General features: G+C 68.8%; 15 protein-coding genes and 1 tRNA gene. 2 read left to right on the forward strand and 14 right to left on the reverse strand.

The genetic code is table 11. The features are described 5' to 3' along the window. Nucleotides 1-73: 73 nt before the first annotated feature. The 4 genes from CK625_RS00755 to CK625_RS00770 all read right to left on the reverse strand — a co-directional run bounded on the left by CK625_RS00755 (nt 74) and on the right by CK625_RS00770 (nt 3,648). Nucleotides 74-149, reverse strand: a tRNA-Val gene (locus CK625_RS00755). A 13-nt stretch (nt 150-162) separates the two neighbouring features. After that, nucleotides 163-435, reverse strand: coding sequence for an HU family DNA-binding protein (locus tag CK625_RS00760; RefSeq protein WP_095538367.1), 273 nt, complete (start codon nt 433-435; stop codon nt 163-165). 291 nt (nt 436-726) lie between these two features. Next, nucleotides 727-1,296, reverse strand: coding sequence for a CDP-diacylglycerol--glycerol-3-phosphate 3-phosphatidyltransferase (gene pgsA, locus CK625_RS00765; RefSeq protein WP_095538368.1), 570 nt, complete (start codon nt 1,294-1,296; stop codon nt 727-729). Nucleotides 1,297-1,407: 111 nt separating this feature from the next. Further along, the gene (locus tag CK625_RS00770; protein WP_095538997.1) at nt 1,408-3,648 is read right to left on the reverse strand and encodes an excinuclease ABC subunit UvrC; all 2,241 of its coding nucleotides are present in this window, start codon (nt 3,646-3,648) and stop codon (nt 1,408-1,410) included. 214 nt (nt 3,649-3,862) lie between these two features. Between CK625_RS00770 and CK625_RS00775 the strand changes: the two genes are divergently transcribed. Both CK625_RS00775 and CK625_RS00780 read left to right on the forward strand, forming a co-directional pair. Then, nucleotides 3,863-6,163, forward strand: a complete 2,301-nt coding sequence (locus tag CK625_RS00775; RefSeq protein ID WP_095538369.1) for an arginine/lysine/ornithine decarboxylase — start codon at nt 3,863-3,865, stop codon at nt 6,161-6,163. 133 nt (nt 6,164-6,296) lie between these two features. Beyond that, the gene (locus CK625_RS00780; protein WP_095538370.1) at nt 6,297-8,264 is read left to right on the forward strand and encodes a recombinase; all 1,968 of its coding nucleotides are present in this window, start codon (nt 6,297-6,299) and stop codon (nt 8,262-8,264) included. 168 nt (nt 8,265-8,432) lie between these two features. Here the strand turns inward: CK625_RS00780 and CK625_RS00785 are convergent, their stop codons facing one another. From CK625_RS00785 to CK625_RS00830, 10 genes are all read right to left on the reverse strand, one after another. Beyond that, on the reverse strand, nt 8,433-9,620 hold the full coding sequence (locus CK625_RS00785) for a YncE family protein (protein ID WP_095538371.1): 1,188 nt from the start codon (nt 9,618-9,620) through the stop codon (nt 8,433-8,435). A gap of 69 nt (nt 9,621-9,689) precedes the next feature. After that, nucleotides 9,690-9,974: a DUF3325 family protein gene (locus CK625_RS00790; protein ID WP_095538372.1), complete on the reverse strand. Its 285-nt coding sequence runs from the start codon at nt 9,972-9,974 to the stop codon at nt 9,690-9,692. Then, on the reverse strand, nt 9,971-11,689 hold the full coding sequence (locus CK625_RS00795) for a PepSY-associated TM helix domain-containing protein (RefSeq protein ID WP_095538373.1): 1,719 nt from the start codon (nt 11,687-11,689) through the stop codon (nt 9,971-9,973). The genes CK625_RS00790 and CK625_RS00795 overlap by 4 nt, the downstream gene beginning before the upstream one ends. Next, nucleotides 11,686-12,051: a DUF3649 domain-containing protein gene (locus CK625_RS00800; RefSeq protein ID WP_095538374.1), complete on the reverse strand. Its 366-nt coding sequence runs from the start codon at nt 12,049-12,051 to the stop codon at nt 11,686-11,688. Before CK625_RS00800 ends, CK625_RS00795 begins: the two co-directional genes overlap by 4 nt. 280 nt (nt 12,052-12,331) lie before the next feature. Continuing rightward, entirely contained in the window at nt 12,332-13,996 is a 1,665-nt protein-coding gene (locus tag CK625_RS00805; protein ID WP_095538375.1) for a DEAD/DEAH box helicase, read from the reverse strand. Nucleotides 13,997-14,531: 535 nt separating this feature from the next. Then, a complete protein-coding gene (gene kdsB / locus CK625_RS00810) occupies nt 14,532-15,362 on the reverse strand; it encodes a 3-deoxy-manno-octulosonate cytidylyltransferase (protein WP_095538376.1) in 831 nt (276 codons plus the stop codon). Then, nucleotides 15,359-15,547, reverse strand: a complete 189-nt coding sequence (locus tag CK625_RS00815; RefSeq protein WP_095538377.1) for a Trm112 family protein — start codon at nt 15,545-15,547, stop codon at nt 15,359-15,361. The genes kdsB and CK625_RS00815 overlap by 4 nt, the downstream gene beginning before the upstream one ends. Before the next feature lie 110 nt (nt 15,548-15,657). Continuing rightward, nucleotides 15,658-16,017, reverse strand: coding sequence for a hypothetical protein (locus CK625_RS00820; RefSeq protein ID WP_095538378.1), 360 nt, complete (start codon nt 16,015-16,017; stop codon nt 15,658-15,660). Nucleotides 16,018-16,103: 86 nt separating this feature from the next. Continuing rightward, on the reverse strand, nt 16,104-17,696 hold the full coding sequence (locus CK625_RS00825; protein WP_095538379.1) for a TolC family protein: 1,593 nt from the start codon (nt 17,694-17,696) through the stop codon (nt 16,104-16,106). A gap of 69 nt (nt 17,697-17,765) precedes the next feature. After that, nucleotides 17,766-19,574, reverse strand: a complete 1,809-nt coding sequence (locus tag CK625_RS00830) for an AMP-binding protein (protein ID WP_172425048.1) — start codon at nt 19,572-19,574, stop codon at nt 17,766-17,768. Nucleotides 19,575-19,781: the final 207 nt, after the last annotated feature.

Below are 19,781 nucleotides of genomic sequence, written 5' to 3' on the forward strand. Positions count from 1 at the left end.
TCTTTGCGCGAATGGGCAACAAAAAAGGACTTGGGCAAATCCAAGTCCTTTTTTGTTGAGACCGGGTGGGTGTTGGTGGGTGCTAACGGGGTCGAACCGCTGACCTACGCCTTGTAAGGGCGCCGCTCTACCAACTGAGCTAAGCACCCCACCGTAAAGCATTTATTTTACAGCATCTTTGAGGGCTTTTCCGGCGCGGAACTTGGGCACTTTGGCGGCTTTGATCTTGATGCTCTCGCCAGTTTGCGGGTTGCGGCCTTTGCGGGCGGCGCGCTTGGAGACTTCGAAGGTGCCGAAGCCGATGACCGACACGGTGCCGCCTTTTTTCAGGGTGGTCTTGATGGCGCCGATGGTGGCTTCCAGCGCGCGGGCGGCAGCGGCCTTGGAGATGTCTGCCTGGGCGGCGATGTGTTCGACCAGTTCTGTTTTGTTCACGGTATGCCTCTCTGGATGAAATGAAAACCGCCAGCCCTGGTTGGGTGGCGGACGCTGATTGATTGTGGTGCTGCAGCCGATGCCGGTGCACAGGCTGCTGCTTGGTAAAAACGCTCGGGGCCGGGTGCATGGCCTTGCCACATGCCATGGCCGTGTTGCCTGGCCCGATGCCGGAAGCGGCGATTAGAGCAATGCCCCCGTGTCCATGTCAAGCATGGTGCGGGCCTGCAGGCCTGGGATTAACCCTGCCGCAAGGGACGGCAGAGCAGTGCCCGGTTTGCGGGGCGGATTCTACTGCCCCAGGCGGGTGCGGATGGCTAAAGAGGCCTTGCGCATGTAGTAGACCATGGACCAGATGGTCAGGCCGGCGGCCATCCACAGCAGGATTTGGCCGGGCAGCCGGCTGTGCCAGCCCGGCGGCAGCGGGCCGTCGTAGAGCAGAAAGGGGATGGCCAGCATTTGCAGCGAGGTTTTGAGCTTGCCCAGCATGTGCACGGCGACGCTGGCGGCCGCGCCGATCTGGGCCATCCATTCGCGCAGGGCGGAGATGGCGATCTCTCGCCCGATGATGATCAGGGCGACGAAGACGTCGATGCGCTGCAGGTGCACCAGCAGCAGCACGGTGGAGCAGACCAGGAACTTGTCGGCCACGGGGTCGAGAAAGGCGCCAAAGGCCGATGTCTGGCCCAGGCGGCGCGCCAGATAGCCGTCGAGCCAGTCGGTCAGGGCAAAGAGCACGAACAGCGCGGCGGCGATGGTGTTGGCCTGCGTGACGCCTGTGGGCAGGTAGAACACCAGCACGATGCCGGGGATGGCCGCGATCCGGCTCAAGGTCAGCAGGGTGGGGAGGGTCAATGACATGGTGGATGGGCGCGCCAATCGATCTTGAGCGGTGCTGTGGCATCGAATGCCTGCGTATTATCAGTGGCTTTGGTGCATGCGCTTGGCTTGCAGGCCCTGGGGCTGGCCGCCCTAGCCGCGCAGCGTGTGGTAGATGCTTTGCGCCAGCTCGCTGGAGATGCCTTCGACGCTCATCAAGTCTTCCACGCTGGCCTGGGCCACGCCTTGCACGCCGCCAAAGCGCTGCAGCAGGCGGGCGCGGCGCTTGGGGCCGATGCCGGCGATGTCTTCCAGGCGGCTGCCGCCGGTGCGCACGCGGGCGCGCTGGGCGCGCATGCCGGTGATGGCGAAGCGGTGCGCCTCGTCGCGGATTTGCGCCACCAGCATCAGCGCGGCGCTGTCGGGCGGCAGGCTGAGCTTGGCGCGGCCATCGGCAAAGACCAGCTCTTCCAGGCCGACCTTGCGCCCGGCGCCTTTTTCCACGCCCACCAGCAGGCTGGGGTCCAGGCCCAGTTGCTCGAAGACCTCGCGCGCTGCGGCCACCTGGCCGCGGCCGCCGTCGATGAGCACCAGATCGGGCAGGCGCGCTGTGCCGGTGCTGGTGGCCGCGTCGGCATCGGCCGCCAGTGGCTGAGCCTGGGTCTGGGCGAGCTTGCCGTAGCGCCGCGTGAGCACCTGGCGCATGGCGGCGTAGTCGTCGCCGCCGGTGATGCCTTTGATGTGGTAGCGCCGGTAGGCGCTGCTTTGCATGCGGTGCTGCTGGAACACGACGCAGGAGGCCTGCGTGGCCTCGCCAGCGGTGTGCGAGATGTCAAAGCATTCGATGCGCCAGTCGTCGAGCTGGGCCTCGTCCAGCGCCAGCCCCAGGGCCTGCGCCAGGGCGCGGGTGCGGGCTTTTTGCGAGCCTTCCTCGCCCAGCAGGCGCGCCAGTTGCAGCTGGGCATTTTTTTGCGCCATCTCCAGCCAGGCCTTGCGCTGGCCGCGCGGCTGCACGATGTTGCGCAGCGCGCGCTGGCCTTGCTGGCGCAGCAGGGCCAGCAGCTGCGGCGCGACCGGGTGGCTGGTGATCAGCAGCGCCGGGGCCGGGTAGTTCAGATAGTGCTGGGCGATGAAGGCCGCGAGGATGGCTTGTTCGGCGCTGCTGTTGGCATTGGCATTGACTGCCATCGCGTCCACGCTGGCTTCTGGGGCGGTGCCCGATGCGGCATCGTCGGGCGTGGCAAGGCAGGGGGCATCCGATGCGACATCTGGGGCGCAGTGCTGGGGCGCGGCGCTCTCGGCTGGGCCGGGGGCTGCGGCGCTTTGCGGCATGCCGGTGTCGGCGGGCTCGGCGCCATCGGTATCGGCGCCATCGCCTTCGTGCAGGGCCAGCGCGGCCTCCAGCTGGGTGGGGAAGTAGGCGCGGTCGCCCAGGTGGCGGCCGCCGCGCACCATGGCCAGGTTGACGCAGGCTTTGCCGCCCTGGCGTTGCACGGCGATGATGTCCACGTCGGCATCGCCCACGGTTTCCACGGCTTGTTGCTGCAGCACGGTCGAGAGCGAGGCGATGCGGTCGCGCACGGCGGCGGCCTGCTCGTATTCGAGCTGCTGGGCGTGCTGCATCATGCGCTGCTGCAGTTGCTGCACCAGCGCATCGGCCTGGCCGCGCAGCAGGGCCTGGGCCTGTTGCACGTCGGCCTGGTAGGCCTGGGCGCTGATTAGGCCCACGCAAGGCGCCGAGCAGCGCTTGATCTGGTGCAGCAGGCAGGGGCGGGTGCGGTGGGCGAACACTGTGTCCTCGCAGGTGCGCAGCAGGAAGACGCGCTGCAGCAGCTCGATGGTTTCCTTGACGGCCCAGGCGTTGGGGTAGGGGCCAAAGTAGTGGTGCCGGCGGTCCGTGCCGCCGCGGTAGTAGCTGATGCGCGGGAAGTCTTGCGCTTGCAGCGCTGGCGCTGCCTCCCCCTGCGCGACGCCTTGCGTTGTCGCGCTGCGCGTTTGACTGCGCGCCTGGCTGCGCCCGGAAATTTTCAGATAGGGATAGCTTTTGTCGTCGCGAAACAGGATGTTGTACTTGGGGTGCTGCGTCTTGATGAGGTTGTTTTCCAGCAGCAGGGCCTCGGCCTCGGAGCGCACCACCGTGGTTTGCAGCCTCGCAATCTGGCCCACCATGTGGCCGATGCGCGTGCCGCCATGCTCTTTCTGAAAATAGCTGCTGACGCGCTTTTTCAGGTTCTTGGCCTTGCCCACGTACAGCAGCTGCTCGCGCGCGTCGAAGAAGCGGTACACGCCCGGCAGGCCCGGCAGGCTTTGGGCTTGCCGCAGCAGGGTCTGGCGCGTGGGCTGGGCGGCAGCCGCCTGGGATTGGTCTGGCGGCGGTGCGGGTGTCTGGTCCATCGTGTCGGGGTGTGTTGGGGCGCGGCGGGCCCGTGCGCCCATGAGGGGAGGGGCTGCGCGGCCAGGCAATGGGCGCGCTGGCGCCATGGGCCGGGCGTTTGCTTGGGTTTGCCTTTACACTGCGCGGCTTTGCTTGGCCAGCGGCGCTGGCCGGGGGCATTGTGCCCCGATTCGTTTCCCATTTCGAGCTGGCGCGGCCGGCCTGGAGTGCCCCATGAAATTTCGCTTTCCGATCGTCATCATCGATGAGGACTACCGCTCCGACAACACCTCGGGTCTGGGTATCCGCGCTCTGGCTGAAGCCATCGAGAAAGAGGGTTTCGAGGTCGTCGGCGCCACCAGCTATGGCGATCTGCGCCAGTTTGCCCAGCAGCAAAGCCGCGCCAGCGCCTTCGTGCTGTCCATCGACGATGAGGAGCTGATCGAGAGCGAGGGCGACGAAGCCGCCGGGGGGGAGGCCCAGGTCATTGCCGAGCTGCGCGATTTCATCGGCGAGGTGCGCCGTCGCAATGATGAGGTGCCCATCTACATCCACGGCGAGACCAAGACCAGCCAGCACCTGCCCAACGACATCCTGCGCGAGCTGCACGGCTTCATCCACATGTTCGAGGACACGCCCGAGTTCGTCGCGCGCCACCTCATCCGCGAAGCCAAGAATTACCTGGAGAGCATCCAGCCGCCGTTTTTCAAGGCGCTGCTGGACTATGCCGAGGACGGCTCCTACTCCTGGCACTGCCCTGGGCACTCGGGCGGCGTGGCCTTTTTGAAAAGCCCCATCGGCCAGATGTACCACCAGTTCTACGGCGAGAACATGCTGCGCGCGGACGTGTGCAACGCCGTGGAGGAGCTGGGCCAGCTGCTGGACCACAACGGCGCCATTGGCGAGAGCGAGCGCAACGCGGCGCGCATCTTCAACGCCGATCACTGCTTTTTCGTCACCAATGGCACCAGCACGTCCAACAAGATCGTCTGGCACCACACGGTGGCCCCTGGCGACGTAGTGGTGGTGGACCGCAACTGCCACAAGTCCATCCTGCACAGCATCATCATGACCGGCGCGATCCCGGTGTTTCTCAAGCCCACGCGCAACCACTACGGCATCATCGGCCCCATTCCCAAGAGCGAATTCGAGCCGGCCAGCATCCAGAAAAAGATCAAGGCGCACCCGTTGCTCAAAGGCGTGGATGCCAAGAAAGTGCGCCCGCGCGTGCTGACGCTGACGCAATCGACCTACGACGGCGTGCTCTACAACACCGAGACCATCAAGCAAATGCTCGATGGCTACGTGGACAATCTGCACTTTGACGAAGCCTGGCTGCCGCACGCGGCCTTCAACCCCTTCTACGGCACCTACCACGCCATGGGCCGCAAGCGCCCGCGCCCCAAGACCAGCGTGGTCTATTCCACCCAATCCATCCACAAGCTGCTGGCCGGCATCAGCCAGGCCAGCCACGTGCTGGTGCAGGATTCGCAGGAGCAAAAGCTCGACCGCGCGCTGTTCAACGAAGCCTATCTGATGCACACCAGCACCAGCCCGCAGTACAGCATCATCGCCAGCTGCGACGTGGCCGCCGCCATGATGGAGTTGCCCGGCGGCCAGGCGCTGGTGCAGGAGAGCCTGCAGGAAGCGCTGGACTTTCGCCGCGCCATGCGCAAAGTCGAGCAGGACTTTGGCAAGAACGACTGGTGGTTCAAAGTCTGGGGCCCCGAGGCGCTGGCCGAGCAGGGCGTGGGCCGCTCGGCCGACTGGATCATCCGCAGCAATGGCAGCAAGAGCCGCAAGGCATCGAGCAACTGGCACGGCTTTGGCAATCTGGCCGACGGCTTCAACATGCTCGATCCGATCAAGGCCACCATCGTCACGCCGGGGCTGGATCTGGACGGCAAGTTCGACAAGAGCGGCATCCCCGCGGCCATCGTCACCAAGTTCCTGGCCGAGCATGGCGTGGTGGTGGAGAAGACGGGCCTGTACAGCTTCTTCGTCATGTTCACCATCGGCATCACCAAGGGCCGCTGGAACACGTTGCTCACGGCCCTGCAGCAGTTCAAGGACGACTACGACAAGAACCAGCCGCTGTGGCGCATCATGCCCGAGTTCAGCCACCAGCACCGCCGCTACGAGCGCATGGGGCTGCGCGATCTGTGCCAGCACGTGCACCAGCTCTACGCCAAGTACGACATCGCGCGCCTGACCACGGAGATCTATCTGTCCGACCTCAAGCCCGCCATGCGCCCGGCCGATGCCTACGCCCACATCGCGCACCGCAAGACCGAGCGCGTCGTCATCGACGAGCTCGAAGGCCGCATCACCGTGGGCCTGGTCACGCCGTACCCGCCGGGCATTCCGCTGCTCATCCCTGGCGAAGTCTTCAATCGCAAGATCGTCGATTACCTGAAGTTCGCGCGCGAATTCGCGCAGCAGCTGCCCGGCTTCGAGACCGACATCCACGGCCTGGTCGTCCAGGCGCAGCCCGACGGCAGCAAGCAGTTCTTCGCCGACTGCGTGGCCGAGTGAGGCGGCGGCGCGGCAGGGGCCGCCCCTGCCTGCCCTGCCCATGCGCCGCAGCCCCCGCCTGCGGCGCTTTCCCCCCTGGGCGCTGACTGGGCGCTTTTTGACTCTTTCCGCTCCGTGATCGTAAGGCCCACCCATGCCCCTGCCTGACCTCACGCCTTTTGCAGGCTGTGCCGACTTCCAAAGCGCGCTGCAGCTGCTGGTGCAGCACCTGCGCGGCAATGCCGAGCAGGCCGGCGACGCCTTGCGCGATTTCCTCGATGCGCTGCAGCAGCAGCCCGAGATCAACGAGCACGTGGCCGGCTTGTTCCACCAGTGGCTGCAGCACTCGCGCCTGGCCACCGGCTTTGTGCAGACGGGCATTTACTCGCGCCAGGACTTCGGGCGCGAGCTCAGGCGCCGCCTGTACGACCGCATCAACCCGCCGCCGCGCAACCCCGATGCGCTCGAAGACGTGCTGCAGGCCGTGCTGCGCCCCAGCGACCTGGACTGGCTCAACAGCATTGCGCCGCGCCTGTGGCTGCGGCTGTACGAGCAGCTGGGCAGCGCGCAGCAGCGCGAAACCAGCCAGCACTACGTGCGCGACCAGTTGCTGCGCGCGGCGGAAATGCTGGCGCTGTGGGTCGCCGGCGAGGACCTCAACCCCGATCTGATCCGCCTGAACCCGCGCCTGCTGGAGGTGGACTCAGCCTTTCTCAGCCTGCAGCGCGAGGTGCAGAACCTGGTCGAGGCCGAGCGCGCCGGGCGCGAGCCGCCCGACACCGCCCAGCTGGACGTGATGCTCGACCAAAGCCGCGAGCAGGTGGCCCACCTGCGCCGCCTGGGCAACCAAAGCGGCGCCTCGCTGACCACGGCCCATTTGCTCGAACGCCTGGGCCAGAGCCTGGACCGGCTCGAAGGCATTCTCACCATCCTCACCAGCGAGCGCTCCGAGCGCAGCGCCCGCGCCTGGCTGGTGCAGCTGGGGCAAATCATCAACAGCGGGCTGGAGCAGCGCAGCATCCGCGAGTTCGTGCGCAACAGCGCCGGCATGCTCAGCAAGAGCATCAGCAGCAGCAAGAGCGAGCACGGCGAGCACTACATCACCACCACCGCGCAGGAGTATTGGCACATGCTGCGCTCGGCCGCCGGCGCCGGAGTGCTGATTGCCTTGATGGCCCTGTTGAAGATCGAGATCGGCCGCTGGCAGCTCGCGCCGCTGTGGAGCACGCTGCTCATCAGCCTGAACTACGGCATCGGCTTCGTCATCGTGCACATGCTGGGCTTTACCATCGCCACCAAACAGCCGGCCATGACAGCGGCCAGCATTGCCGAAAGCGTGCAGCAAGGCCAGAACAGCCGCAACCTGCCCAAGCACCTGGCCGAGCTGCTCATCAGCGTGCACCGCTCACAAAGCGTGGCCGTGCTGGGCAACGTGTGCCTGGCCATGTTCGTGGCCGCTGGCGTGGCCTGGCTGTACCAGCGCCATGCGGGCCAGGCCCTGCTCACGGCCGATGAAGTGGCCTACCAGCTCAAGGCCCTCAAGCCCGTGCCCGCGCTGTGGTATGCGGCCATTGCCGCGCTGTGGCTGTTTTGCGCCGGCATCATCTCCGGCTACTACGACAACCGGGCCGATTACGTGCGGCTGCGCGAGCGCCTGGCGGCGCACCCGGCGCTGCGCTGGTTGGGGCCGGCGCGCCAGCAGCGCTTTGCCAATTACCTGCACGAGCATTTCGGCGCGCTGCACGGCAACTTTTACTTCGGCGTGCTGCTGGGCGTGACGCCCTACATCGGCCACCTGTTGCACCTGCCGCTGGACATCCGCCACATTGCCTTCTCGTCGGCCAACTTCAGCTACGCGGCCAGCAGCGCCCATCTGGGCGCCAAGGCCCTGGCGCTGGGCCTGCTGTGCGTGCTGCTGATCGGCATGGTCAACCTGTGGCTGAGCTTCTTCCTGGCGCTGCGCGTGGCATTGCGCGCCCGCGACACGGAAATCCCCAGCCTGGGCAAGCTGCTGCAGGCCTTGTTCAAGCAGCTGAGCGCCAACCCCATGGCGCTGCTGTGGCCGCCGGCCGCGCCGGCCGATGCCCCGCGCAAGCAGCCGCCGCCCGACGCGGGGCATTGAGCGCGCCAGCCCTGCCGCCACAACGCCTGCTGACAACGCCCTGCTGACAACGCGCGGGCCAAACGCAAGCCGGCGCGCGCAGGGCCAGCCTTGCGCGCGCCGGTGTTGTGCGCCCTGCAGCCAGGCCCAGGCAGAGAGCCTGGGCTGCTGGCGGCTTTGCACAGGCTCTTAGAAGCTCAGGCGCACCACGCTTTCGTTGCTGCCCTTGGCGTCGTTCTTGCCGTTCTTGACGGTGGCGTACACAGCGCCGGTTTGCGCGTCCAGCGACAGGCTGTTGGGGTGCGAGGGCAGGTCAAAACGCTGCAGCGGCTGGAAGGTTTTCAGATGGAACACTTCCACGCTGGCGCCTTCGCGGGTGGTGACCCACAGGCGGCCGCGCTCGGCGTCGGCCAGCAAGGTGACGGGGCCTTTGCCCTTGGTGGGCTGGCTGGCCAGCAGCGAGCCGTTCTTGGGGTCCAGTGCGACGATGCGATCGCCCCGGCCGCGCGAGACGTAGTCCTTGAGGCCGGCGCGCTCGCGCGATTGGTTGAAGGCGTCCAGGCCCTGATCGACGGCAAACAGGCGCTTGCTTTTCGCGTCGAAGGCCAGGTTCAGCGGCTGATCCAGGGCGATCTCGTGCTTTTTCTCCAGCTTGAGCGTGCGCGCATCAACGGTGAAGAGCTGGCCCTGCTGGTTGGAGACATAGACCTTGCCCGCAGCCTCATCCAACGCAATGCCGGTGGCGGTAAAGCCCATGCCGGGGATGACTTTTTCCACCTTCAGCGCGCGCGTATCGACAACGTACAGGGCGCTGTTCTTGGAGTCCATGCCGGGCATGAACAAGCGGCCATTGGCCTTGTCCAGCACGAGCTGGCGGAAGCGGTGCTCATAGCGCTCTTGCATCTTGCCGTCGCGGCCTGGGGCCTGGACTTTCTTGGCCAGCTGCACCACGCCCAAGGTTTTGCCGCTGGCGATGTCGATGACGGTGACGGAGGAGTCGATGGTGTTGCCGATGTAGAGGCGGCCAGCGTCTTCGTCCAGCGCCATGCCGAAGCCGCGGCGCTGCAGCGGGATTTCGCCCAGCACGGCCAGGCTTTGCGGATCCAGGCGCAGCAGGCGCGAGGCCGGCGCATCCTTGCCAAAGCCGCCCGAGGAGTTGACGAACACGGCATTGAATTTGGGCGAGTAGGCCAGCTCGTACAGGCCCGGGGCGATGGCCTGGCGCACCACCTGGGGCTGGGCCTGCGCGCCGGCCTGGGTGGGCTGGCCGGGCTTGGCGGCATCGGGGGCCTGGGCCTGGTGGGCGCAGCCGGCCAGGATGGCGGCCAGGGCCGCGGCTGCGGCGGTGCTGAGCAAACGGTGTGGCAGGGTGTTCATAAGCTTCCTTTACAAGAGAGAGGGGAGAAAAACGAGAACGGAGGGGAAAAGTCGTGTGCGCCGGCCCCTTCAGCGCCGCGCGCGCTGGCGTTGCCGCGCCAGCAAGCCGATGAAGACCAGCCCGGCCGCCAGGCTGGTATGGCCGCCATAGCCCACCAGGCCCAGGCCCCAGCCCATGCCGCGCACGGCCAGCGCCAGTGCGGCCAGCAGGGCCAGCCAGCCGCCGCTGCGCAAGGCGCGGCTGGCGCTGGCGGGCAACTCGCGGCCCAGCGCATCGGGCTGGTGGCGCGGCATGGCCAGCGCCAGGCAGGCAAAGGCCAGCAGGCAGGTGAGGAAAACCGGCGCATGGCTCATGCCTGGGCGCTCCGGGCCGCGGCGCTGGCGCTGGCATGGGCGGCGGCGTTGGCGGTGGCCTGGCCGGGCTGGCGGCGCGCCGGCTTGCGCGCCGCGGCCCGGGGCTGGTGGCGCGCCGTGCGCCAGGCCAAATGGGCGTGCAATGCAGCGAAGGCCAGCAGCGCCAGCTCGAAGCCGGCAAAAACCCAATCGGCCTGCATCAGGCTGCGCAGCAGATGGCGCTCGGTGGTCAGGGCGCTGAGCAGGGGCAAGAGCGCCAGCAGCGCGGCCGCCAGGGCCAGCAGCTCGACCCAGGCGCGCTTGGCCGGGCGCAGGCAGGCGTAGAGCAGCGCCAGCGCCCAGGCGATGAAAAAGCCGTGGATCTCCCATTGCGCGCGCTGCTCCAGCCCCAGCGGCAGCAGGCGGTTGAGCCAGAAAAAGCCGGCCATGGCCACGCTCAGCCCGGCAATGGCGGCGATGTTCAGCCGCTCGACCAGGGCAAAGCCGATGTGCGGCCGCGCCGGATCGGCCAGGCGCGTGCGGCGCTTGACGGTCCACAGCACCAGCCCGCTGCCGACCATGGCCGTGCCCGCCAGGCTGGTGAGGAAATACAGCCAGCGCAGCGTGCCATCGGCAAAGCGGCCCATGTGCAGGCCGTAGAGCACGCCGCGCGTTTGCGCGGCCGGGGCGGCGCTGTCGTGGCTTTCCAGCAGGCGGCCATTGCGGCCGTCGAACACCAGATAGCGCGGCTGATCGGAGATGCGCCCGGCTGCGCTGCGCGAGACGATGACGCGGGCGTCGGCCTGGCCGGGGTTGTTCACCAGCACTTGCCCCACCAGATAGCGGGCTTGATCGTCATGCTGGCTGTCACCCTGGCCATCGCCTTGCCCAGCCCAGTGCCGCTGCGCCTGGGCCACCAGCGGCGCCAGCGGCACCGTGGGCACAGCGGCGGCGTCGGGCTGCGGCGGCGCGGGCGGGCGCCAGGCGCTGACGCTCTGCATGGCCTGGGCGCGCTCCTGCGCGTTCAGCGCCAGCTGCTCGCCCCAGGGCATGTACAGCGCCATCAGCATCACCAGGCCGCTGTAGGTGATCATGAAATGAAAGGGCAGGCCCAGCACCGACAGGCCGTTGTGCGCATCCAGCCAGCTGCGCTGGCCCTTGCCCCAGCGGAAGGTGAAGAAATCGGCAAAGACTTTCTTGTGCGTGATGACGCCGCTGACGATGGCCACCAGCATGCACATGGCGCAAAAGCCCGCAATCCAGCGCCCCCAGACAATGGGCAGGTAATGCAGGTTGAAGTGAAAGCCGTAGAAGAAGTCGCCACCTTCGGTCTGGCGCAGAGACTGCGATTGGCCATGGGCATCGAACACCGCATGGCCCCAGTCGCCGCGCTGGCCGCCTGCGGGCATCCAATAGGCCGAGGCGCCGGGGTTGCGCGCCGTGGGCAGGGTGATGCCAATTTGCTGCGTGCCCGGCGCGCGCGCCAGCACGGCATCGAGCACCTGCTGCGCCGTCTGGCCCGGCTCGGGCGCAGCATCGGCACCGGCCACCCCGGGCGCTTGCAGCTCGGGGCGCAGGTACAGCGAAATCTCCTCGCGGAAGTAACTCACCGTGCCGGTGAGGAACATGGCATACAGCACCCAGCCCACCAGCAGCCCGGCCCAGGTGTGCAAATCGGCCATGCTTTGCCGCAGCCCGCGCGGCGGGGCAGGCCGTGCGGCGGCGGGTGCGCTCATGCCTGCGCCCCTTGCCACACCTGCCAGGCCAGCGCCAGCAGCGGCAGGGCTGCCGCTATCAGCCCGGCCCAGGCGCGCAGCGCCGAGCGCGCGGCAAACACCCAGACCACGGCGCAGGCATAGACCAGAAAGCTCAGCAGCATGCCCGTCATGACGCCTTCGGCCTTGGGCATGGGCAGCGCCACTGCCGCCACGGATGCCAGCGCCGCCAGCGCATAGCCGCCGGCGATGGCCGCGATGACGCGCGCCACCAGCCCAGCCCAGCGCCGCCACCAGGCCAATGCCTGTGCGGCCCAGCGGGCGTGCTGCGGGACCGGGGCAGGCAGACCGGGCGCGGGCGTGGCGGTTGCGCGATGGGGCATCGAGCGGGAAGGGGGGCAAGAAGGGGCAGGGTCTGCGCAGCTTCACAACCTGTGCAAGCCGCACCCCTCGGGGGGGCAGGCCTGAACAGGCTGTCAAAAAGCCGCCCCGGTCAAGGGCGGGGCGGCGCAGGGCATGGGGTCGCCATTGTAGACAACAAAACTGCAAACAAGACTGATTCACATTGATGGCTGAAAACATCACAGCCCCCAAGAGCAGCCCCCAAGAGCGCAAAGAAAAACCGGCCATTCAGGCCGGTGGCTTGTGTGCTGGGGCTGGGCTTCAGCCGCGTTGCCGCATTTTGGCGCCGTGGCGCTGGCTGGTTTTGGCGCTGCCCGTGCCGTGGTGCGCGCCGCTGCGTTCGCTGCGGTAGCGCGGGGCTGGGGCGGCCTGGGCGCTGGCATGGCCGTGGCCGTGCGCGCGGGGCTTGCCGCTGCGGCCAGCCCAGCCGTTGCCGGCCGCGGCCTTGCTGCCGGGGCGGGGCGGGCGGGCATTGCGTGCGCTGCGGCCAGGGGCGCCGCCTTTGCCGCCGGGCTTGCCGCGGCCTTGCGGGGCGGCGTTCCAGGCCGGAAAGCGCTGGCTGGGCTCCAGCCCGGGCAGGGTATCGACGGCAAATGGCTGGCGCGTGAACTGCTCGATGTCGTGGATGCGGCGGCGGTCGCGCCATTGCGCGAAGCTGATGGCCAGGCCGTTGCGGCCGGCGCGGCCGGTGCGGCCGATGCGGTGCGTGTAGTCCTCGGCCTTCATGGGCAGGCCGTAGTTGAAGACGTGGCTGATGCCGGGCACGTCGATGCCGCGCGCGGCCACGTCGGTGGCCACGAGGATTTGCACGCGCCCCTCGCGCAGCGCCGCCAGGCGGCGGTTGCGCAGGCCCTGGTGCAGCGCGCCGTGCAGCGCCACGGCGCTGAAGCCGGCCTGCTGCAGGTCCTGGGCCAGCGCATCGCATTCGAGCTGGGTGCTGGCAAAGACGATGGCCTGCTCGATCTGCGGGTCGCGCAGCCAGGTGTCGAGCAAGGCGCGCTTGTGCGCATCGTCGTCGGCCCAGAAGAGCTTTTGCGCGATGTTGACGTGCTTTTGCTGCGCGGTGGCGATTTCCAGGCGCTGCACGTGCTGGCCGCCGTCGTGCATGACGCGCATGCCCAGCTGCTGGATGCGCGGCGCGAAGGTGGCGCTGAACATCATGGTCTGCTGGCGCTGCTCGGTCAGGCGGTGGATGGCTTCGAGGTCTTCGGCAAAGCCCAGGTCGAGCATGCGGTCGGCCTCATCGACGACCAGGAACTGCACCCGATCGAGCAGCAGCTGGCCGCTGCGCTGCAAGTCCAGCAGGCGCCCTGGCGTGGCCACGACCAGATCGGCGTTTTGCAACTGGGCGATTTGCTTGGGGTAGGGCAGGCCGCCGATGACGCTGGCGATGCGCACGCCGCGGCAGAACTGCAGCAGCGCAATGGCTTCGCGCGCCACCTGCATGGCCAGCTCGCGCGTGGGGCACAGCACCAGCGCGCCGGGGTGCACGGGCTCGAAGCGGCGCTGCAGCGGGTTTTTGCGTTTGGGCTTTTTGGGCGGCGGCAGGCCCTGGGCCAGAGCTTGGGCAACTTGCGCATCGAAGGCGGCCTGGGCGGCGGCCTTGCGTGCGGCGTGGGCCTGGATCAGGGTGTGCAGCACCGGCAGTAAGAAGGCCGCAGTCTTGCCGCTGCCGGTCTGGCTGGAGACCATCAGATCGGTGAAGGGGCTGCCGGCCTGCGGCGCGCGCGGCAGCGCCAGCGGGATGGCGCGCTGCTGCACGGGCGTGGGGCTGGCGTAGCCCATCTGGGCGGCGGCCTGTACCAGCGCCTCGTCCAGGCCCAGCAGGGCAAAGGGGTTGGTGCCGTCTGCGGCAGGGGCGGGCGTGGGGGCGGCGTGGGCCGTGGGCTGCGCAGAGGCGCTGGAAAAGGAATGAGAAGAGGGCATGGGTTGGGCGGCCCTGAAAGGGCAGGAGTCAACAGCCGGTGCGCACCGCGGCCCAGTATGGGCTTGCGGGGTTTTGCACCTGTTCAAACAGGTGCCAGACACGCGGATGGGGTGAAAAAACCTCTCCATCCGACGGCGCAGACGCTGCCACGTCCATCCATGGCAGGCAGCACGGGGCTGCACAAACAGGCGGCGGGGCAGGTCAGGGGGCTGTTTCTGGCGGGCTTGCAGGCTGCGCGCAGGCGGCCGGTGCAAGAAGTGCAAAAGTGCAGGGCAGGCGGCAGTGTGTGCGCTGCCGCTGCGGTGCCAACCCAGTAGAAGCTGTTCCAGATCTCTGCTTGCGCCGAGATCTGGAACAGGTTCCGAGATAGAAAGATGCGATGGCCTGGCGCGATCGGTGATTGGTGATCGGCTGAGCGCGCCAGGCGAAGCCGTGCATTATGCGCGCTGGCAGGCCTTGGCTCGGCGGGCTGGCGATACGGCCCAGGGCCGTGCAGGGTTATTCGCTGGCTGCGCCGGGATTTTGAACAGCGTCTCAGTGTTCTTGGGTTGCGGCGTGGCGCCGGGCGCGCTCCAGGTCTTGCGGGGTATCCACGCCGGGGGGCGGGGCCTGCTCGGCCAGGTGTACGGCAATGGCGTGGCCGTGCCAGAGCACGCGCAGCTGCTCCAGCGCCTCGGTCTGTTCCGTGGGGGCCGGGGGCAGCTGCGGGAAGGCCTTGAGAAACCCGGCGCGGTAGCTGTAGATGCCGATGTGGCGCAGCGGCGCATGCAGCTGCGTGGCGGGGCTGTGGGGCTCGGCGGCATCGGCCCACCAGTGGGCCTGCCGGGCGTCGCGGCAGTGCGGGATGGGCGCGCGGCTGAAATACTGCGCGCGTCCGCGCGCGTCCAGCACCAGCTTGACGACGTTGGGGTTGAGAAAGTCCTGCACGTTGTCGATGGCGTGCGCGGCCGTGCCCATCACGGCGTCCGCGCCAGCCTGGGCCAGGGTCTGGGCCACGGCGTCGATCAGCGCGGGCGGGATGAAGGGCTCGTCGCCTTGCACGTTGACGACCAGCGCCTCATCGGGCAGTTGCAGGGCCTGCACGGCCTCGGCCAGGCGGTCGCTGCCGCTGGCGTGGTCGCGGCGGGTGGGCAGGCAGTCGATGCCGTGCGCGGCGCAGGCCTGGGCGATGCGCGGGTCATCGGCGGCGACGATCACGGCCTGGGCCTGGCTTTGCCTGGCCTGCAGAGCCACGCGCACCACCATGGGCAGGCCGCCGATGTCGGCCAGCGGCTTGTCGGGCAGGCGGTTGCTGGCCATGCGCGCCGGGATCAACACGGTGAAGGCCGCTGTGGCCGGGCGCGGTGCGGCGGGGATGCTGTTCATGCGGCTGCGGCCAGCTCGTCATCGCTGAGCGGGCGGGCTTCGTTTTCCAGCAGGATGGGGATGCCGTCGCGGATGGGGTAGGCCAGGCGCGCGCTGCGTGAGATCAGTTCGTTGCGCTCGCGATCCAGGCGCAGCGGGCCTTTGGTGACGGGGCAGACCAGCAGTTCGAGAAGTTTGGAATCCATGCGGGTTTCGGGGACGGGATGGGGTCGGGGACGGCGGGGCGAAATGCAAGGCACGCCCTTGCGGGCGTGCCTTTGAACAGGTTCTTGGAACTGCTTCCAAGAACAGGCGCTTACTGCTGCGCCGGGCCAACGCGCGTGGCGCGGTGCTCATACAGCATACCGCCGCCGAGCACGCTGCCCTGGTGCTCGGCATGCTGACCGCGCACGCGCTCTTCACAGGCTTGGCGGGCATCCAGATCTTTGTGGGCCATGCAGCGCTGCAGGGCGTTGTTGCTGAAATCCTCGTTCGGGTCTTGCGGCGCTTTCTGGCGGGCAGCGCCGAATTCGCGGCGGCAGGCCTGGCGATCCTGGCTGCCGTCGTCGCAGACGGCGATGCCTGCGGACTGGGCGGCCACGTGGGCCGGTGCGCTGGCGAGCAACAGGCAGGCGCTGATGGAGCAGGCCGAGGCCAAGGTGCGGATCAGGGACATGCGATCTCCTTTCGTGACGGGATGAACGAAGCGCAATGGTAATGCGCCGCCGCCAGCGCCCGGGGCGCTGTGCCCAGGCAAGTGTTTCAGGGCGCAACAGCCGCGCCGCGCGGCGCGGCGGCGGGCGGGGTTTTGTCGCTGGCATCCGTGCGGGCGTTGCCTGCGGGCCGGGGGGCTGCAGCGGGCGCATCTGCCCGGGGCACATCTGCCGGGGGCGCGAGCAGGGCGTTGATGCGGCGCACGGCATCCAGCCCCAGGGTGCCGCTGGCCTGGGCCAGGCGCAGCTGCGCCATCAGCACGCCGTAGCGCGCCTGGGCCAGCTCGCGCCGGGTCTGGTAGAGCTGGCTCTGGGCGTTGAGCACGTCGATGTTGATGCGCACGCCAACCTGGTAGCCCAGTTGGTTGGCCTCCAGGGCGCTGAGGCTGGAGGCCTCGGCCGCCTGCAGCGCCTGCACCTGGCTCAGGCCCGATTGCAGGCCGAAGAAGGCCTCGCGCGTGGCCTGCACGGTCTGGCGCTGGGCCTGGTCGAGCTGGGCGCGGGCCTGTTCTTGCAGCGCCAGGGTTTCCTTGACGCGGTTTTGCACGGCAAAGCCGGCAAACAGCGGCATGTTCAGCGCCACGCCAATGCTGGCCTGCTGGTTGCGCGTGCCGGGGTGGGGGGCCGCTGGCGTGCCGTTGGGGTTGTGCACCTGGGCCAGGCGCGCGCTGAGGTTGACGGTGGGCAGGTGGCCGGTCTTGGCCTTGTCGGTCTCCAGCCGGGCCTGCTGCAGCGCCAGCTGCGCGCGGCGGATTTGCGGCTGGTGTTGCTCGGCGCGGGCCACCCAGTCTTGCAGGCCGGCGGCCGGCATGGCCTTGTCAGGCTGGTCGGAGGCAGTGGCAGCGCCGGGTTCAAGGCCGGCTTCGCTGCTGGCTTTGCCATCGGGCGTGTGGCTGGCCGCGTTGCCGGTGGGGGAGAGCGCGGCCAGCAGATGGGCCGGCAGTTTCAGCGGCCAGGGGCGCGTGCCGTGCAGGCCCACGGTCTGGTCCAGCGCCAGGCGGCGCACTTGCAGGCTGTTCTCGGCGGCGATTTCCTGGGCGCGGATCAGGTCGAAGCGGGCCTGGGCCTCGCGGGTGTCGGTGATGGTGGCGTTGCCCACGTCGAAGTTGCGCTGCGCGGCGGCGAGCTGCTCTTGCACGGCGGCTTTTTGCGCGCGCACCACGGCCAGGGTGTCTTGCGCGGCCAGCACGTCGAAATAGGCTTGGGCGACGCGCACGATCAGGTCTTGCGCGCTGGCGTCGAGCTGGTGGGCTGCGTCTTCGATGGCCAGCTTGCTTTGCGCCAGCGTCAGCCGGTCGGCCGGGCGGTACAGGGGCTGGGCGGCCTGCAGCGCGACGGTGCGGGTCGTGCCGTCATGGCGCAGGCCCAAAGGCTGCACCCGGGTGTGGCTGCGCGCCAGCTCCGCGCCCACGCCGACCTGGGGCAGCAGCGCGGCGCGGGCCTGGTCGCTGCGGCGCTCGGCGGCCTGCTTGTGCGCCAGCGCGGCGCGCCATTGGGCGTCGTAGCCGCTGGCCTGTTGCACCATCTCCAGCAGGCTTTGGGCCTGTAGGCTGGGGGCAGCGCTCAGCAGCGCCGCGGCCAGGGCGCGGGCGAGCAGCCAGCGCGGCTGTCGGCGGTGAAGAAGGGGGAGGGGTGAGGGCATACGCATGCGGTCAAAAAGGGCGGGCATTGGGTGCGGCATCGTACACGCTGCATGCGTCGCCCTCAGCCCTCAGGCCAGCCCAGCCCAGCCCTCGTCCAGCGTCCAGGCGAAGGCGTAGCCGTCAAGCTCTTCGCGGATGGCCTGCTGCGCTTGCGGCGAGGGCTGGCTCAGGCGCACCCGCACGTCCAGGCCGCGCTTGCCGCCTTCGCTGGCCTGCACCTGCAACTGGGCATCGCCGCTGAGCTGGCGCAGCGCTGGCTCCAGCAGGCGCACGGCAGCCTCGGCGCGCAGCGCGGGCTTGTAGGGCTTGCCCACGGCTGTGACGGGCAGGGCGTCGAGCACGTACAGGGCCTTGGGCCAGGCCGGGCGCTCGGCAATGTGCTGCTGGGCGTATGCCTGCAAGGCGGCCAGGTCGGTCTGCGGCTCGCGCAGCACCAGGAAGACCACCGGCAGCTCGCCGGCGTAGCGGTCGGGCTGGCCGACGGCGGCGGCCGCTTCCACCGCCGGGTGGCTGGTGAAGGCCTGCTCGATCATGGCCGGGTCGATGTTGTGGCCGCTGCGGATGATCAAGTCCTTGCTGCGCCCGGCGATGAACAGCCGGCCCTGCGCGTCCAGGTAGGCCAGGTCGCCGGTGTTGAGCCCGCCTTCCTCGAACACGCCGGCGTTCTGCTCGGGGTCGCGGTAGCCGGGCGAGACGTTGGGCCCGGTGACGAACAGCACGCCCACTTCGCCGGGCGCGCAGTCTGCGCCCAGGCGGCCGTCGGCCAGGCGCTGGCGCACCCGGATCTGGCTGCCGGCGATGGCGCGGCCCACGGAGCCGGCCGTGGGCGGCACGCGGGCGTCGTCCGAGGCGGTGACGCCGCCGGTCTCGGTCATGCCCAGCAGTTCGTAGATGGGCTTGCCGGTGACTTGCGCAAAGCGCTGCGAGACCGCCGCCGGGCACAGCGCCGCGCCGGTGAGGCCGCAGCGCAGCGAGTCGATGCGGGCATCGACGGGCACGGCCAGCACCGAGGCCAGGGCCGTGGGCACGGCCCCCAGCACCGTGACCTGGTAGCGCTCGACCATGCGCCAGATGTTCTGCACCATGGCCGGGTTGCGAAAGCCCAGCGGCGAGAGCATCAGCACGTTGGCGCCGCGCAGGAAGAAGGCCAGGCTACAGGCGATGCTGCCGCCGACGTGAAACAGCGGCATGCCGTTGGTGATGCAGTCCTGCGGGCGCACGTCCAGCAGCTCGGCGCCGCCGCGCGCGGCGCTGAGCTGGTTGGCGTGGGTGTGGGCCACCAGCTTGGGCAGGCCGGTGGTGCCGCCGGTGTGGAAGTAGGCGATGGGCTGCCGGGCATCGGCCACGGGGCTGAACTGCAGCTGCTCGCTGGGCTGCTGCGCCAGCGCCGCGCCCAGGTCCTGGATGGCCGCGCCCTCGGCGGCCTCGTCCAGCGGGCCGGCCGGGCCCAGGCACAGCAGTTGCAGGCCGGGGATGCGGCGCTGCACGTGCAGGCTTTTCTGCCAGACATCGGGCGCCAGAGAGCCGACGGTGACCAGAATGCGCGCGCCGCTGCCGCGCACCAGCTCCTCGATCTGCGCCTCGGTCAGAAAGGGGTTGAGCGGCACGGCGTAGCCGGCGGTCTCTGCGCCCCAGAGCACGAAGTGCGTCTCCACCACCGAAGGCAGCAGATAGGCCACGCCAACGCCCACCCCGCCGCATTGCACGAACAGATTGGCCGCCCGGGTGATGCCGGCGAGCAACTCGCGGTAGGACACGACGCGCGCCTGCTCCTGCGCGCTGCCGTCGCGCACGAAGGTCAGCGCCGGGCGCTCGGGCATGCGCTGGGCAACGTCTTGCAGGGCGTCGTAGATGGTGGCGGGGGCTGGGGTGGACATGGGGTCTCCTTCTATTTCAAGCAAAGGGGCGATTGTGCGGGTGAATCCTGCGGCAGTTGCGCGCCGCGCTCCGGCGCGCTGTCGCCCATTGGCCCTGGCTGCGGCTTGCGCCCGGCCCCCAGCCAAGCCGTTACAATCGCCGCCACCGCCCAAAGCACAGAGAGTGGGCGCATTTTTTTGCGATGGAATACGACACCGCTGGATGGC

This window comes from Vandammella animalimorsus, assembly GCF_002285265.1.
Lineage (GTDB): Bacteria > Pseudomonadota > Gammaproteobacteria > Burkholderiales > Burkholderiaceae_C > Lampropedia.

Excerpts from the sequence above, each read along its gene's own strand:
- pgsA (WP_095538368.1), bottom strand. The coding sequence starts at position 1,296 with ATGTCATTGACCCTCCCCACCCTGCTGACCTTGAGCCGGATCGCGGCC.
- CK625_RS00770 (WP_095538997.1), bottom strand. The coding sequence starts at position 3,648 with ATGGACCAGACACCCGCACCGCCGCCAGACCAATCCCAGGCGGCTGCC.
- CK625_RS00775 (WP_095538369.1), top strand. The coding sequence starts at position 3,863 with ATGAAATTTCGCTTTCCGATCGTCATCATCGATGAGGACTACCGCTCC.
- CK625_RS00780 (WP_095538370.1), top strand. The coding sequence starts at position 6,297 with ATGCCCCTGCCTGACCTCACGCCTTTTGCAGGCTGTGCCGACTTCCAA.
- CK625_RS00785 (WP_095538371.1), bottom strand. The coding sequence starts at position 9,620 with ATGAACACCCTGCCACACCGTTTGCTCAGCACCGCCGCAGCCGCGGCC.
- CK625_RS00790 (WP_095538372.1), bottom strand. The coding sequence starts at position 9,974 with ATGAGCCATGCGCCGGTTTTCCTCACCTGCCTGCTGGCCTTTGCCTGC.
- CK625_RS00795 (WP_095538373.1), bottom strand. The coding sequence starts at position 11,689 with ATGAGCGCACCCGCCGCCGCACGGCCTGCCCCGCCGCGCGGGCTGCGG.
- CK625_RS00800 (WP_095538374.1), bottom strand. The coding sequence starts at position 12,051 with ATGCCCCATCGCGCAACCGCCACGCCCGCGCCCGGTCTGCCTGCCCCG.
- CK625_RS00805 (WP_095538375.1), bottom strand. The coding sequence starts at position 13,996 with ATGCCCTCTTCTCATTCCTTTTCCAGCGCCTCTGCGCAGCCCACGGCC.
- kdsB (WP_095538376.1), bottom strand. The coding sequence starts at position 15,362 with ATGAACAGCATCCCCGCCGCACCGCGCCCGGCCACAGCGGCCTTCACC.
- CK625_RS00815 (WP_095538377.1), bottom strand. The coding sequence starts at position 15,547 with ATGGATTCCAAACTTCTCGAACTGCTGGTCTGCCCCGTCACCAAAGGC.
- CK625_RS00820 (WP_095538378.1), bottom strand. The coding sequence starts at position 16,017 with ATGTCCCTGATCCGCACCTTGGCCTCGGCCTGCTCCATCAGCGCCTGC.
- CK625_RS00825 (WP_095538379.1), bottom strand. The coding sequence starts at position 17,696 with ATGCCCTCACCCCTCCCCCTTCTTCACCGCCGACAGCCGCGCTGGCTG.
- CK625_RS00830 (WP_172425048.1), bottom strand. The coding sequence starts at position 19,574 with ATGTCCACCCCAGCCCCCGCCACCATCTACGACGCCCTGCAAGACGTT.